Below are 14,968 nucleotides of genomic sequence, written 5' to 3' on the forward strand. Positions count from 1 at the left end.
GCTTGCACAAGTCGCGGTCTGAAAGATCGCGGACTTTTGCGAACTGTATTTACGCGATGTATACCGTTCCGTGGTATAGTAGGCGCATGAAGATAAAGAAATTAATCCTCTCGTTCGCGATCTTGTCCTTTGCCCTTTCGACCGGGGATGCCTTTGCGCAGTCCACAAGGAACAGCAGTTCGCGCACCAGCCAACAGGTTGACGAAAACATCCTGCTGAAACCTGATGCGCTGATCGAAGGGCAATATGTGACGCTTGGGGATATTTTTTCTGGCATCGACCCGCAACAGGCAGATATTGCCGTTGCCCACGCACCGCAGCCCGGCAAACAGGCCGTTCTTGATTACCGCTGGCTTTATGGCATTGCCCAGCGGCACAAAATTAACTGGCGCCCCCGCACCACGGCCGATCAGGTTCTGATCACCCGGGCAAGCCAGATCATCACGATCGAAGAAATTCGCGACGCTGTTGAAGTTGCCCTTGTTGATTACGGGATAAAACGCCCTTTCACGATTGACCTTTCGAGCGAGAACTTCCAGATCCATTTGCCCGTTGATGCTCGCAGTGATGTCACCGTCAGTTCGGTCGAACTCAATTCCCGAACCCAGCGTTTTGTCGCCAGCGTGACAACCGGCGCACAAACTGCACAACAACGCACATATCGCATCAGCGGCAAATATTACCCGCTTTCAACCGTTCCAGTTCTGGTTGAACCGGTTGCCCGGGGGCAAATCATTCGTCCTGACCAGGTTGAATATCGTGATTTCCGAACAGAACGAGTGCCGAACGGCGCTATTCAGGACATCAATGACGTCATCGGAAAGGAAGTTGTCCGAGCAGGCACCCCAAACGAACCGTTGCTGTTCCGTGACCTGACCAATCCAATTCTCGTTCGACGTGGCGCATTGGTAACCGTTCGACTTGTCACCGCCAATATGTCGCTAACCGCACGCGGCAAGGCCCTTGAAAACGGATCCAAGGGCGACATCATCCGTGTCGTCAATCAAACCAGCAACAAGACCATTCAGGTTGAAGTCGTTGCCGAAAATGAAGTCCGGGCCCTGCCTGCAATGTCACAATAACCCGTAGCCTCAAGCCCGATACGACACATTTCGCACCCGGCAAGCTTTTCCCGGACTTCCCTGCTACAACTGGCATGATCCTTGCGTAGATACCGGCAGGAACCCAGGAGGAATTCATGCCCGGTAAAAACACACAGATTTCATGGCGGCGTATCGCGCTTGTCAGCGGACTGATTGGTGCCACGGCACTGCTTTCAGGCTGCAACGCGATGAAACGTCTTTCCGAAGTCGGCGAACCGCCAAAATTGTCGTCGATCGACAATCCGACCCAGTCGGAAAACTATCATCCTGTCAGCCTGCCGATGCCGGCACCGCAAGTTGCCGAAAGCAACCCGAACTCGTTGTGGCGTGCGGGTGCACGATCCTTCTTCAAGGATCAGCGTGCCAATCAGGTCGGTGATATTCTGACCGTTGTTGTCAATATGTCTGACAGCGCAGCCCTTGCCAATACCACGACGCGTTCTCGCACAAATTCCGAGGATCTAGCGGTCCCGAACCTGTTCGGCCTTGAAGCAGAATTCACCAAGGTGTTGCCAGAAGCGATCAATCCCAGTTCAATGTTCGATATGGACAGCAAAACGTCCAACCGTGGCGCTGGATCTTTGGATCGTACCGAGGCAATCAATCTGCGTGTTGCCGCCATCGTGATTCAAGTTCTGCCGAACGGCAATTACGTCATCCATGGCCGTCAGGAAATTCGTGTAAACAGCGAGGTCCGCGAAGTTCAGATCGCTGGCGTTATTCGCGCTGCCGACATTACTTCCGCCAATGAAGTCGGATATGACAAGATTGCAGAAGCACGCATTTCCTACGGCGGACGCGGCACGATTTCCGATGTCCAGCAACCACGCTATGGCAGTGAAGTTCTTGATATCATTCTGCCATTCTAGGGAGTTGCTGTGATCTGATCCTGATCCGTTGCCCGGGTTCCTGTCAGACAGATCATCACACAGTAAACCTGACAAAAGACCGTCTCCGGACGGTCTTTTTCTTTAGAACCCCAGTATAAACGGGAAAAGCCCGGTCATATGACCGGGCTTTTGAATTTGGTTATCCCTAACCAGTAATCTCCCACAAGGCCACATCGTTGCATGGCACGGGCCGACTTTGCGGCTCCTGATTTTGTCACCCGGCGCGATCAATCGTCGCGACGTGTGCGCTCCATCCGTTCATGGCGTTCCTGGGCTTCGATGCTCAGGGTCGCAATTGGACGAGCTTCAAGTCTTTTCAAGCTGATCGGCTCGTCGGTTTCTTCGCAGTAACCATATGATCCGTCTTCAATTCGACGCAAAGCAGCATCAATTTTTGAAATAAGCTTGCGCGCCCTGTCACGAGTACGAAGCTCAAGCGCCCTGTCCGTTTCCGCCGACGCGCGGTCGGTCAGGTCAGGTTCTTGAAGCCCGCCATCTTGCAGGTTCGCTAATGTTTCCGAAGATTCGTGCAGAAGTTCTGCCCGCCAGGTCAGAAGTTTCTGCCGGAAATATTCCCGCTGACGCGGGTTCATGAACTCTTCGTCCTCAGCAGGACGATAGTCAGGTGGTAATGTGATAGTCATGTATGCCCTCTATACAGGACTCATCGATCGCGCGGCAATATAGAGGGAGCCAGCGGGTGGTGCAAGCCGATTGAACAAATAAATCTTGATTTACCCTGAAACGGGCAGAAACCTGCGGCTTTCACCCTCAAATACCGCAAATTAAAAAGCTAGATCAGGCCGGAAACCTCAAGTTTCGCCAGCTCTATTCGGGCACGCAGGTCAATCTCGTCAAGAACCGCCGAAAGCTTGGGATCGTCAATCGTTTCGCGCTGCTGATCCATCAAGCCGACAAGCTGTTGCAGGCGTGCCCCAGACAGAGCCCCGCTCAGCAAGCCGTCACGAATGGACTCAAGCTGTTCAAGCAGGCTTTTGGCCCGCAAAACAGCAGCCTTGCGCGGAGAGTCGAGCGCGTCTCCGCTTTGCTGCAAGGCCAATAACGCATCAAGCGCACTGACACTTCCCGTACTATGAACGCCAACCGAACCGCCAGCATCCCCCGAACCGTCAAGCGAACGCATGGTATCTGCAAAGCCGCTGCCGCCTGATGCGCCAGATGCCTTCTTACGTGATGTTCCGCTCGTCCCGGTTGCCTTGGAACCGCTAACCTTCATGACCTGTTTCCGTCTCGTTATGATACGATCATTGCGCAATCCGCAACGGATGAGCTGTCAGATATGGCCCATGGCCACCAATGCCAATCCGTTCGCCGAACTGAATCATGCGTCGATTACGATATAAGAGTCTCCCTCAATCGCAGAAACCGCGCAACGGGAAAAAAATGCCGGGTAGACGGCACCGATATGTGTGAAGCGGCCCCATATCTGAATTTGATGGCACATTTTCGCGGAATCCTTGGCGTCTTTCGCAAGAAGCCCCGGAAAGCCTGACTTGGCATGATTTTCGCAAACCATATGACAAACGCGATTAACGTCTTCTATCGCACCATTTGCCGGATGCCCATGCATCCCATGTCAAAGCGGAATTGAGAATATGATCACAGGTCTTGGCAAATCAGCGCGCAAAGCGACAGTCGCAGTCGCACTGGCTATGCTCGCCCTGACGCAGCTTGCCCCGGCACATGCACAGTCACGCATCAAGGATATCGCCGACTTCGAAGGCGTGCGTGACAACATGCTGGTCGGTTACGGTCTTGTGGTTGGTTTGAATGGTACTGGCGATGATCTTGGCGACGCGGACTTTACCCGCCAGAGTCTGGTTGCCATGCTTGAACGCCTTGGCATCAACGTCCGCGACCAGATTGAAGATCTGGAGTCTGACAATATTGCAGCAGTCATGGTCACCTCGACCCTGCCACCATTTTCCCGTCAGGGGGCCCGTATTGATGTCAGCATCAGCGCCATTGGTACTGCTAAAAGCCTTCAGGGCGGCACCCTTCTTGTCACCCCGATGGTCGGCGCAGACGGCGAAGTTTATGCTGTTGCCCAGGGCAACCTTGCCGTTGGCGGATTTTCTGCCGGTGGCGCTGCCGAAACCATTGTCAAAGGTGTCCCGACCTCCGCACGTATTGCCAATGGCGGCATTGTTGAACGCGAGATCGATTTTAACCTGAACTCGATGCAGGACATGTCTGTTGTGCTGCGCAACCCGGATTTCACCACCGCTCGTCGTGTCTCGGAAGCAATTAATGCCTATCTTGGCGAAGTTGCAGCACGTCCGAGTGATCCCGGTACGGTTCGCCTAAACATTCCGGACCGTTACAATCAGAATGTTGTCTCCCTTTTAACCGATATTGAACAGTTGCGCGTTGAACCCGACCAGATTGCACGCGTTGTGATCGACGAGAATACCGGAACCATTGTCATGGGTGAAAATGTCCGGATCAACCGGGTCGCAATTGCCCAGGGCAACCTGACCATCCGCGTAACTGAAAGCCAACAGGTCTCCCAACCTTCGCCCTTCTCGCAGACCGGCACGACCCAAACAGTGGACCGGACCAATGTGGAAGTTGATGAAGACCAGGACAATCAGCTTGGCATCATGGATGGCGGCGTAAGCCTTCAGGAACTGGTGAATGGCCTTAACAGCCTTGGCGTTGGACCACGCGACATGATCACCATTCTTCAGGCGATCAAAACGTCCGGCGCGCTTCAAGCCGAAATCGAGGTGATGTAATGCAGACCGACAGCTCAACAGCCCTGATGGCACAGGCGCAAGCCAGCGCACAATATGGCGCCCAGAACAATATGGCTGCCAAGATGAGCTCGCTTACGGACGGTCACATCAAAACCGAAGCCGAAGCCCGCGAGGCCGGCAAAGAATTTGAATCCATGTTTCTTGGCCAGATGCTGAGCCACATGTTTTCCGGGATCGAAACCAACGAGTTGTTTGGCGGTGGTCATGGCGAAACGATGATGCGCTCCATGCTGGTTGATGAATATGCCAAAGAAATGACCCGCGCAGGTGGCATCGGAATTGCAGATGCTGTCACACGCGAAATCCTCAAAATCCAGGAGGGGTAAAAATGACCACCCAAGAGTTGGTTACTGAACTGAAAAGTGTCACTTACGACCTCATGTCCCTGCTGGAACGTGAAACGACCGACCTGCGCACCCTGTCGCATGGCGAGTACGAACAGTTCATCTCGGAAAAATCTGCCCTGTCGATGCAGTATGAGCAGCTGGTTGTGAAATTGCGCAGCCGCGGCGATGAATTGCGCGCCATGCCCGAAGAAGACCGTGCCGAATTGCGTGAACTCCAGGCCGAATTCCAGGAAACTGCGCGTCGCAACATGACGGCCCTTCAGGCAGCCAAGGCAACCAATGAACGCATGGTTCAGGCGATCGTCCGTGCTGTCAATGACAAGGCCAAGGAAGATTGCACCACCTATAACCGCTCGGCCAAAACCAGCAAGGCAACCCTTGGCGGCTATGGTCGTACGATGAACAAATCCGGCGGCGCGTTTAGCGTCAATGAAACGCTCTAGGGGTAAAGGCACATATCATGTCACTGACCCAGGCACTCAATACGGCAATTTCCGGCCTCAATACTGCTCAGTCACGTATTGCCATCACGTCTTCGAACATTTCGAACGTGAATACCGAAGGCTATTCAAAGAAGATTGCCGGACAAGAAACCCTGACACTTGACGGTACGGGTGCCGGTTCACAGATCGCCGATATCTATCGTAACGTCAATGAAGGCCTCCTGCGTGAAGTTCGCGGCGAGCTGGGCAAAGCCGGGCGCGAAGAAGTCCGCTACGAGTTTTTCCAGCGTGTTCAGACCCTGTTTGGTACGGTTCAGTCGGATGCAGCCATCAGCCAGCGCATCAATGATCTGGCCGATGCTTTTGAACAGCTTGGCGTTACCCCGGATCAGAACTCGCCGCGCATCGAAGCCATTGAAAGCGCTATTCAGGTTGTTGAGTCTTTTGAAAAGCTCTCAAGCCAGCTTCAGGACATGCGCGATGACATCGACGATCAGATCACCGACGAGGTCAACACCGCCAATACCCTGCTCAGCCAGATCGCAGATCTGAATACCGGCATTATCCGCCTGAAAAACCTTGAACAGCCAACGACCGAACTAGAAGATCAACGCGACCAGAAGCTCAACCAGCTTTCCAAGATCATTGACATCACCACTTTTTCCCGCAGTGACGGGTCGATGGTGGTTTATTCGGCCGCAGGTGCAAACACCCTTCTTGATCGTACCCCGAACAAACTGACCTTTACCCAGACGGCAGGCTTCGAGCCGGGCACCGGGGGCTCCGGAATTACGCTTAATGGCGAAGATATCACCGCCACCCTGCGTACAGGCACTCTTAAGGGCCTGTTTGAAATGCGCGATTCTGAAATTCCCGCCATCAACGATCAGATCAACGAGCTTGCAGGCGAATTACGTGATGCCCTGAACGAAGAACACAACAAAGGTACAGCGTTCCCGCCGCCAGCCAACCTTTCAGGCAACCGCGTCGTTGCAGCAAGCGATCCCCTCACTGCAACCGGTGCGTTTCGTGTAGCGGCCCTTGATGCCGACGGGCAACTTGTTGCGACCGACAGCTGGGCCGATATTGCTCTGCCGACCACCCCTGCTACGGTTCAGGGGATCGTTGACGCCATCAACAGCTCCGATGCCGGAACCTATCTGACAGCGTCACTGATTGACAACAAGCTGGTTATCGAAGGCACAGATGGTAACCGCGTTTCGATCAATGAAATGGACAGCCAGATTACAACCGGTGATGGCCGCAAACAGGGTATGTCCCACTATTTCGGCCTGAATGACTTTATTGCGACAGTCAAGCAGTCGGACACCATAACAACCACGGCACAACGCAACTCGACAGATGCACTCAATATTACCGCCAGCTCCTTTACGCTTTCAGCGGGATCGGGTGTATTGGTTGGCGGGGTTACGGTCAACTACACAGCTACGGACTCTCTTGAAGACATTCGCGATAACATTCGCACCGCCCTGCAAGGGGCCGGCATGACGGTCGCAGATTCAGAAACAACCGCGTTCATTGTCGAGGATGGCAATCGTTATCGTCTTGTCATTGACTATAACGCCAATATGACAGTCACAGATTCAGGCACCTTGTCGAGCAAGCTTGGCCTGAGCGAAGATCAGCCCAATCTTTCGGGAAATATGAGCGTTTCGGCCGCTATTCAGAATGATCCGTCACGCATTGTGCGTGGACAGCTGAATGCCGACACTTATGAAACCTCGAACGCCGTGGTCAATCCGGACAATGCCATTCCGAACCTTGGCCCGCTGGTTCCGCCGCCGCTCAACTATACCCTGACTGTCAGCGGTGATTTCACCGATGTCGATATTGATTATGACAGCAACACAACCCTGCAGGACATTGCAGATGCGATCAATAACAGCGCGACATTGACCGATAACAACATCACGGCAGAAGTGGTTTTTGACAGCCAGATTGGCGGCTACAAACTCAGCGTGACAGACGCCGATGGCGATCCGTTCTATTTCAGTGATAATGGCCTGCCGAATACGGACTCCTTGACCACCGTTCTTGGTCTTGGGATCAATTTTGGCGTTCATGAGGGCGACAACAGTGCTGCCCTGATGATGAGCCATACCTTTGAGCGAACCGATATCGAATTCGAGGCTACCGATGGCCTGTCTGGCGAGCGCACGTCCCTGACGGACTTTGCAGCAGGCATCGTCGCCACCGCAGCGACCAAGACCAAGGTTGCTGAAAGCTCTTATGAATTCCAGTCAGGACTGGTCACCGATTTGACCACCCGCATCCAGAATGAAGCCGGCGTTAACCTTGATGAAGAGATGTCTGATCTGATCATCTTCCAGCGCGCCTACACCGCATCGGCCCAGGTGATCTCTACGGTTGATGAAATGTTTGATGCATTGCTCAATGCAGTTTAAACTTCGGCTTATGAAGTGAGGATATCATGGTATCTCGTGTCGCAACCTATACGAACCATACGCTGCTTTCGGATCTTGCCATCCGGAACGCGGCAAAGGTAACGGATCTGCAGAACCAGGCGTCGAGCGGCTATAAATCGCGCGACTATGCCGGTATTGCAGACAGCGCACAGCGCCTGCTTAATCTGGAAGGCGAATATACCCGAACTGAACAGTATCTGCGCAACACGACGCAGGCCAAACTCCGTCTGCAAAGCATGGAATCTGCTGTCGACAGCATGATGACCATCGCAACAGAGATGAAGTCGCTTCTGATTCAGGCAAGCTCGGCCCAGCAGGCCGACGATGTAAACATCAAGGACGAAGCCAAACAGGCCTTGCAGCAGATTGCCAATCTGCTCAATACGAACCTTGATGGCCGTTATCTGTTTGCGGGTGGCCGTTCCGAAGAACCGGCTGTCGATCTCGACAAGATTGGCGCACCGGATAACTATATGAGCGACATGGACGTTGCCCTGACCGGTGCGACCACACTGGCCTCCCTCGGGGTCACAACCGGACAGCTTCAGATTGTCAGCACCGATGTCAACGGCAACAGCGTGACGACCAACGTCAACTATAATGCCGCAACAGATGACATTGATGACATTCTTGATGCCATCAACAGTGTCACGACCAATGGCGCAATCGCCTCCTTGCGCGGTTTTGGCGGCAATGGAAATCCGCTTCTGAATATCGAAAATGTCGGCAATGGGTCCATTACCATTACCGAAACCGGTGCAGGCGATTTCCTGACCCAGCTTGGCATGGAAAAGATCCCGAACCCGCGCCCGGATGCAGATTATTATGACGGCGATCAACAAATCCTCGAAGTCCGTATCGACGAACAATATAACGTTTCATACGGAATTCTTGCCGATAACCCGGCTTTCCAGAAGCTGGTTCAGGGCCTCGGGATTGCGGCAGGCACGGAAGACCAGGACGCAATGACCGTTGCACTTGGCTTTATCAACGACGCCATCAACGATCTGCCAAACGTTCAGGGACAGATCGGCCTTGATATTTCAAACGTCGAACGGTTCGAAACGCGCCATCAAGACTTCAAGGTTTTCGCGGCCCAGGCAATTAGTGACATTGAAACCGTTGATGTTCCGCTGACGCTCGCGGAACTGTCGCAGTATGAAACCGCCCTGCAGGCAAGTTTTATTGCCATTTCGCGGGCCTCGGATTTATCATTGGCTAACTATTTGCGTTGATTATCATACATATTTAATTGCTTCTTTACCTGTTTTGTCCGCTTAATAGCGCGAAATGTGTAAGTAGACAGAACCTTTCGACCGTCGGAGTATTACGGGAATGGATACCGAAAACGTCGCCGAAAACGGAACCCCTGAATCCGTCACAGTGGAAACACGCTTTGGCGATATCGAATTCAGCTGGGACAAAGGCATTTATATGCCGGTCGGCCTTCTTGGCTTTCCCGAGCACCACGTCTTCGGACTGGCAAATATTCCCAATACCTCACTGGATCAGTTCAAGCTCTATCAGAGCCTGACGGACGCGAACCTCTCCTTTATTGTCGCACCCTATAATATGGAAAGCGGCGTTTATGCAGAAAAAGACCTGACGAATGCCCAGAAAAGTCTCGCAATTGATGCTGCGGACATGGCCATTCTGATGGTTGTCACGATCCGCAGCGCACCTGGTGGTCAGGGCATCACAATGTCGACCAATCTGCGTGCACCAATTCTTGTGGATACCGGCCGTCAGGTCGCCTGGCAGCATATCCTGCCAAACGAGAAATACTCTGTGCAGCACGACCTGTAATTTTTGCCTAGTAAATTTGGCACGCGCATTGCTTTATTGTCCCGTAAGGCAATGTAGCCGAAGGATTGAATGGCTGAGCCATTCTGTCTTATCCGTGTAGGAGGAAAAAAATGGCTCTCAATATTATTTCCAACTATGCAGCGAACGTCGCCCATCGCAACCTGACCAATTCGGACACGATGGCGACCCGATCGCTTGCAAAGCTTTCTTCTGGTACCCGCGTTGTTTCCGCTCGTGACGATGCGGCGTCAATGGCCATTGGTGCACGCCTGAATGCAACGACCCAGGCGCTGAAAACCGCAACGGTTAACGTTGGTCAGGCCAACTCGATGCTTCAGATTGCCGATGGCGGCATGGCAACGATTGATGACATCCTCGTTCGCATGAAGACACTGGCTGTTCAGGCTTCTTCGGGCAACCTGTCTGATACTGAACGCGGCTTCCTTAATGACGAATTTGTTCAGCTTCGTGACGAGATCGACCGCATCGCATCCTCGACCAACTTCAACGGCATTCAGTTGCTCGGCGATGGTGGTGACGTTGCACTGGATTACACAGATCTTGCCGCTGCCGGCACTGGTGCTGCACTGTCAGCCGTGAACGGCTTTGATGCGATTGCCATCACTGACAACAATTACTGGGCGACAGATACCAACACCAACACCGTTACGGACAACGATTTCTCCGTTGCTATAAACTATGCGGCGGGCGGTCAGGTGATTATGACCGTCACTGCCAATATTGATGGTGCTGTGACCACCAATGACCGCACTCAGTCAATTGACGTAAGTGATTACGTTACTGGCGGCAGCAAAGTCATGAGTGCTGGTGACAAAGCGACCCTGAACTTTGACGAGCTTGGCCTTACATTCTCGCTAAACAGTAACTTTACGGCATCTGTCGATGTTATCGCTGGCGACAACACCGGAGCTTCGGACTTCGGTACGGACACAACCTTTAACGGTGTCGCCGGCAACAACTCTACTTTGAACACCGTTACAATGGCCGCTGACAACGGCCAGCAATTGCAGGCGACTGTCGATTTCCAGGTTGGTGCCGGCAACACTGCAAATGATCGTCTGGCGATTGAGTTTACCGCAGTGGACTCTGAAACCCTCGGTTCTGGCGCTGCTGGCACACAGGAATCACTTGCCGATCTTACCGCCAACGCGATTGATACTGCTGCCAATGCACAGAATGCAGTCGAAGTCGTAACCCGGGCGATTGATGACCTGCAGCGCGCACGCGCCAATATCGGTACTTATCAGAACCGCTTGGATTTTGCCGGTCAGAACCTTGCATCTACGCAGGAAAATACTGAATCAGCTCGCTCTACCTTGCTTGACCTTGATGTTGCAGCAGAAATGACTGCCTTCACTTCCAAGCAGATCCTGGTTCAGTCGGGCGTTGCGATGCTTGCCCAAGCCAACCAGATGCCGCAAAACCTGCTGCGTCTGCTTCAGGGCTAACAGCTGCAGCAGCTATCGCAGCGACAACGGCGGCAAACTATTTTTGCCGCCGTTTCCTTATGCGTACACCGATTATTTCCTTCTGATCACTAAAGTTTGTTTACCTCATCGACGAATCTTAGACCTTGACCGGATTCGCAAGCCAAAAGTTAGCTTATCTTCTTTTGTAAGAAAGACGTCGTTTTTTCACCGCACAACAACCAATCTTAAAATAAAATTTCCTCACGATATCAACGACTACAGGCCACAGTCAGCATTTTTTTTGACATGAATTGATTTTTTTTCTGGACTCATTCGTAGTTTGAATATCTAATCAGCAGGTCTGGACTAAATAGAGTTGTTCAAGAAGAACTTCTGGTCCGTATTTTTCGCAGATCGATTCTGCGCATTCCAAGTAGGAAGATGAAAAATGGCTCTCAATATTATTTCAAACTATGCCGCTAACGTTGCGCACCGTAACCTGACAGCATCTGACGAGATGGCGACCCGTTCGCTGTCGAAACTTTCGTCCGGTACGCGTGTTGTTTCCGCACGTGACGATGCTGCCTCTATGGCAATCGGCGCACGTCTCAACGCAACCACCCAGGCTCTGAAAACGGCAACCGTTAACGTTGGCCAAGCCAACGCGATGCTCCAGATTGCCGACGGCGGCATGGCAACCATCGACGATATCCTTGTTCGCATGAAGACGCTTGCTGTTCAGTCCTCCTCGGGCAACCTGTCCGATACCGAACGTGGCTTCCTGAACGACGAGTTTACCGAACTGCGTGACGAGGTTGATCGTATTGCCTCCTCCACTAACTTCAACGGTATCCAGCTTCTGGGTAACGGTGGTGACGTGGCGCTGGACTATGCAGACCTTGAAGCAGCTGGTACAGGTGCTGCTATCTCGGCTGCCAACGGTTTTGATGCGATTGCCATCACTGACAATAACTACTGGGCAACCGACACGAATGCCGGCGGCGTTACTGACAACGACTTTACCGTTGCCATCAATTATGCTGCAGGTGGTCAGGTCATCATGACCGTTTCCACCAACATCGACGGCGCAGCAAGCCGTGCCCAGTCGATCGACGTCAGTGACTACATCACCGGCGGCAGCAAAGAGATGAGTGCAGGCGACAAATCAACTCTTAACTTCGACGAGCTTGGTCTGTCCTTCACCATCAACAACAACTTCACCGCTTCGGTTGACTCGATCGCTGCCGATAACACCGGCGCATCCGACTTCGGCACTGATACCCAGTTTAACGCTGGCGCAACCAACAACTCGACTTTAAACACGGTTACGATGGCTGCTGACAATGGTCAGACCCTGGCAGCAAGCATCGAATTCCAGGTTGGCGGCGGCAACACTGCTAATGACCGTCTGTCGATCAACCTGACTTCGGTTGACTCTGAAGCACTCGGCACCGGTTCTGCCGGCACCGACACGTCGCTTGCTGACCTTGGCGCCAACGCCATCAGCACCGCGGCTTCTGCCCAGAACGCTGTTGAAGTTGTAACCCGTGCGATTGACGACCTGCAGCGCGCACGTGCTGCGGTTGGTACCTCGCAGAACCGTCTGGACTTCGCTGGTCAGAACCTTGCTTCTACGCAGGAAAACACTGAATCGGCTCGTTCTACCCTGCTTGACCTTGATGTGGCTGCAGAAATGACTGCCTTCACCTCCAAGCAGATCCTGGTTCAGTCGGGTGTCGCCATGCTTGCTCAGGCAAACCAGATGCCGCAGAACCTGCTGCGTCTGCTCCAGTAATTCTGGCGACATACAATCTTTCGAAAGGCAGCCTTCGGGCTGCCTTTTTTGTTTTTTACTCACCAGTTTTTGCGCACGCTCAATCATATGCAGCTCCGCCACACACATTTGGTGCACCTTCTCCACGAAGCTTCCATATCAATGCTATGAGACGAGTCATCCCCAGCAGCCCTCCTCATCAACGACCTATACCAATGGATTTTCAATATGGAAGCCATTGAGAAAATCATACGGCATACAATTGGATTCGCTTGAGAATACAGGGAAAATTCCATCAATCATAATTTCCGACTCTGTTAACCTTTTGTTTTATATTGACATTTACCACCTGTTTTTTTCTCTGGACTCAGGACTAACCTAAAAGTATATTTCATCTTACCTGTAATATCGTTTTTGTTCCCATATAGGGTAACCAAAACACTTCTGGCGATGTGCCGGATTTCGAACAGCAAGAAGTTGTTCAGAGCTATCCAAGTAGGAGATGCGTCATGGCTCTTAATATTATTTCGAACTATGCTGCGAACGTAGCACACCGTAACCTTTCGGCCTCTGACACGATGGCAACACGCTCTCTGTCAAAGCTGTCGTCTGGTACGCGTGTTGTTTCCGCGCGCGATGACGCAGCCTCTATGGCAATCGGTGCCCGACTGAATGCGACGACCGAAGCTCTGAAAACCGCCTCCGTTAACGTTGGACAAGCCAATTCGATGTTGCAAATTGCTGACGGCGGCATGGCAACCATCGACAATATTCTTGTCCGTATGAAAACGCTTTCTGTTCAGGCCTCCTCGGGCAACCTTTCTGATACTGAACGCGGCTTCCTCAATGACGAATTTGTCCAGCTACGCGAAGAGATAGACCGCATAGCATCCTCAACGAACTTCAACGGCATTCAACTGTTGGGGGACGGCGGTGATGTTGCTTTGGACTTCGCCGATCTTGATGCAGGCGGCACAGGCGCGGCACTCTCGGCGGTTAACGGTTTTGATGCCATTGCCATCACCGACAACAACTACTGGGCAACCGATACCAATACAGACATTACCGATAACAGCTTTACCGTTGATATCAACTATGCTGCTGGCGGGCAGGTAATCATGACCGTTGCTGCCACAGTTGATGGTGATAACCGGACCCAGTCGATTGATGTCAGTGACTATATCACTGGCGGAACCAAAGTAATGAGCGCAGGTGACAAGGATACACTGAGCTTCGACGAGCTCGGCCTGTCATTTTCGATCAACAGCAACTTCACTGCTTCGGTTGACTCAATCAACGCTGATGCGACTGGTGCATCCGACTTCGGTACCGATACCCAGTTCAATGGCGGCGCAACCAACAACTCGACGGCGAACACCGTTACGATGGCTGCGGACAATGGACAGGAGTTGCAGAGTTCCATCGAATTTCAGGTTGGGGGCGGCAACACCGCAAACGACCGCCTTTCAATCACCCTGAATGCAGTTGATTCTGATACACTCGGTGCCGGCGCACTGGGTACGCAGACTTCACTTCAGGATCTTGGTGCCAATGCCATCAGCACCGCAGCATCAGCACAATCTGCTGTTGAAGTCGTTACCCGTGCCATTGACGACTTGCAGCGGGCCCGCGCAGCAGTGGGCACCTCTCAGAACCGTCTGGATTTTGCTGGTCAGAACCTTGCGACCACTCAGGAAAATACTGAATCAGCACGTTCTACCCTGCTTGACCTTGATGTGGCTGCTGAAATGACAGCGTTCACTTCCAAGCAGATCCTCGTCCAGTCAGGCGTTGCGATGCTTGCACAGGCAAACCAGATGCCGCAGAATTTGCTGCGTCTGTTGCAGTAAGCAATTCAATTAACCTTGGGCATGTCCATGTTGGATTGCCTCTTTAATTCAACATGATGTCCTGCGATTGCAGGAAGACGGCTTGGGAGTTTGGAAAA

Annotated in this window: 13 protein-coding genes; 11 read left to right on the forward strand and 2 right to left on the reverse strand. The window is 52.6% G+C overall.

What is annotated here, in order from left to right; translation table 11 throughout:
* Nucleotides 1–86: 86 nt before the first annotated feature.
* Entirely contained in the window at nucleotides 87–1,082 is a 996-nt protein-coding gene (gene flgA, locus WA318_RS14160) for a flagellar basal body P-ring formation chaperone FlgA (RefSeq protein WP_336082102.1), read from the forward strand.
* A 116-nt stretch (nucleotides 1,083–1,198) separates the two neighbouring features.
* Nucleotides 1,199–1,972, forward strand: coding sequence for a flagellar basal body L-ring protein FlgH (gene flgH, locus WA318_RS14165; RefSeq protein ID WP_336082104.1), 774 nt, complete (start codon nucleotides 1,199–1,201; stop codon nucleotides 1,970–1,972).
* A gap of 248 nt (nucleotides 1,973–2,220) precedes the next feature.
* Here flgH and dksA read toward each other — a convergent pair whose 3' ends face one another.
* Both dksA and WA318_RS14175 read right to left on the reverse strand, forming a co-directional pair.
* The gene (gene dksA, locus WA318_RS14170) at nucleotides 2,221–2,637 is read right to left on the reverse strand and encodes an RNA polymerase-binding protein DksA (RefSeq protein WP_008890403.1); all 417 of its coding nucleotides are present in this window, start codon (nucleotides 2,635–2,637) and stop codon (nucleotides 2,221–2,223) included.
* Between the two features lie 149 nt (nucleotides 2,638–2,786).
* Entirely contained in the window at nucleotides 2,787–3,230 is a 444-nt protein-coding gene (locus tag WA318_RS14175; RefSeq protein WP_114098484.1) for a flagellar assembly protein FliX, read from the reverse strand.
* Between the two features lie 379 nt (nucleotides 3,231–3,609).
* Between WA318_RS14175 and WA318_RS14180 the strand changes: the two genes are divergently transcribed.
* The 9 genes from WA318_RS14180 to WA318_RS14220 all read left to right on the forward strand — a co-directional run bounded on the left by WA318_RS14180 (nucleotide 3,610) and on the right by WA318_RS14220 (nucleotide 14,870).
* Nucleotides 3,610–4,752, forward strand: a complete 1,143-nt coding sequence (locus tag WA318_RS14180; protein ID WP_336082113.1) for a flagellar basal body P-ring protein FlgI — start codon at nucleotides 3,610–3,612, stop codon at nucleotides 4,750–4,752.
* Nucleotides 4,752–5,099, forward strand: coding sequence for a rod-binding protein (locus WA318_RS14185; RefSeq protein WP_114098481.1), 348 nt, complete (start codon nucleotides 4,752–4,754; stop codon nucleotides 5,097–5,099). Before WA318_RS14180 ends, WA318_RS14185 begins: the two co-directional genes overlap by 1 nt.
* Nucleotides 5,100–5,101: 2 nt before the next feature.
* Entirely contained in the window at nucleotides 5,102–5,563 is a 462-nt protein-coding gene (locus WA318_RS14190; RefSeq protein ID WP_114098480.1) for a hypothetical protein, read from the forward strand.
* Nucleotides 5,564–5,580: 17 nt separating this feature from the next.
* Nucleotides 5,581–7,989 carry a flagellar hook-associated protein FlgK gene (flgK, locus tag WA318_RS14195; RefSeq protein WP_114098479.1) on the forward strand — a complete coding sequence of 803 codons (2,409 nt, stop codon included), beginning with the start codon at nucleotides 5,581–5,583 and terminating at the stop codon, nucleotides 7,987–7,989.
* 26 nt (nucleotides 7,990–8,015) lie between these two features.
* Entirely contained in the window at nucleotides 8,016–9,245 is a 1,230-nt protein-coding gene (locus WA318_RS14200; protein ID WP_114098478.1) for a flagellin N-terminal helical domain-containing protein, read from the forward strand.
* 100 nt (nucleotides 9,246–9,345) lie between these two features.
* The gene (fliW, locus tag WA318_RS14205) at nucleotides 9,346–9,816 is read left to right on the forward strand and encodes a flagellar assembly protein FliW (protein ID WP_114098477.1); all 471 of its coding nucleotides are present in this window, start codon (nucleotides 9,346–9,348) and stop codon (nucleotides 9,814–9,816) included.
* A 110-nt stretch (nucleotides 9,817–9,926) separates the two neighbouring features.
* Nucleotides 9,927–11,285 (forward strand): flagellin N-terminal helical domain-containing protein, encoded by a 1,359-nt coding sequence (locus WA318_RS14210; RefSeq protein WP_114098476.1) that lies wholly within the window; start codon nucleotides 9,927–9,929, stop codon nucleotides 11,283–11,285.
* 409 nt (nucleotides 11,286–11,694) lie between these two features.
* Complete coding sequence (locus WA318_RS14215; protein ID WP_336082120.1) at nucleotides 11,695–13,041, forward strand: flagellin N-terminal helical domain-containing protein; 1,347 nt, start codon at nucleotides 11,695–11,697, stop codon at nucleotides 13,039–13,041.
* A 488-nt stretch (nucleotides 13,042–13,529) separates the two neighbouring features.
* Complete coding sequence (locus WA318_RS14220; RefSeq protein ID WP_114099035.1) at nucleotides 13,530–14,870, forward strand: flagellin N-terminal helical domain-containing protein; 1,341 nt, start codon at nucleotides 13,530–13,532, stop codon at nucleotides 14,868–14,870.
* Nucleotides 14,871–14,968: the final 98 nt, after the last annotated feature.

The organism is Thalassospira sp. CH_XMU1448-2, from assembly GCF_037027285.1.
GTDB classification, from domain to species: Bacteria; Pseudomonadota; Alphaproteobacteria; order Rhodospirillales; family Thalassospiraceae; genus Thalassospira; species Thalassospira profundimaris_C.

Bases quoted from the DNA above. Each gene is read 5' to 3' on its own strand.
- WA318_RS14185 (WP_114098481.1), top strand. From the start codon at position 4,752: ATGCAGACCGACAGCTCAACAGCCCTGATGGCACAGGCGCAAGCCAGC.
- WA318_RS14200 (WP_114098478.1), top strand. From the start codon at position 8,016: ATGGTATCTCGTGTCGCAACCTATACGAACCATACGCTGCTTTCGGAT.
- flgA (WP_336082102.1), top strand. From the start codon at position 87: ATGAAGATAAAGAAATTAATCCTCTCGTTCGCGATCTTGTCCTTTGCC.
- fliW (WP_114098477.1), top strand. From the start codon at position 9,346: ATGGATACCGAAAACGTCGCCGAAAACGGAACCCCTGAATCCGTCACA.
- WA318_RS14220 (WP_114099035.1), top strand. From the start codon at position 13,530: ATGGCTCTTAATATTATTTCGAACTATGCTGCGAACGTAGCACACCGT.
- WA318_RS14215 (WP_336082120.1), top strand. From the start codon at position 11,695: ATGGCTCTCAATATTATTTCAAACTATGCCGCTAACGTTGCGCACCGT.
- WA318_RS14190 (WP_114098480.1), top strand. From the start codon at position 5,102: ATGACCACCCAAGAGTTGGTTACTGAACTGAAAAGTGTCACTTACGAC.
- flgK (WP_114098479.1), top strand. From the start codon at position 5,581: ATGTCACTGACCCAGGCACTCAATACGGCAATTTCCGGCCTCAATACT.
- WA318_RS14210 (WP_114098476.1), top strand. From the start codon at position 9,927: ATGGCTCTCAATATTATTTCCAACTATGCAGCGAACGTCGCCCATCGC.
- WA318_RS14175 (WP_114098484.1), bottom strand. From the start codon at position 3,230: ATGAAGGTTAGCGGTTCCAAGGCAACCGGGACGAGCGGAACATCACGT.
- flgH (WP_336082104.1), top strand. From the start codon at position 1,199: ATGCCCGGTAAAAACACACAGATTTCATGGCGGCGTATCGCGCTTGTC.
- WA318_RS14180 (WP_336082113.1), top strand. From the start codon at position 3,610: ATGATCACAGGTCTTGGCAAATCAGCGCGCAAAGCGACAGTCGCAGTC.
- dksA (WP_008890403.1), bottom strand. From the start codon at position 2,637: ATGACTATCACATTACCACCTGACTATCGTCCTGCTGAGGACGAAGAG.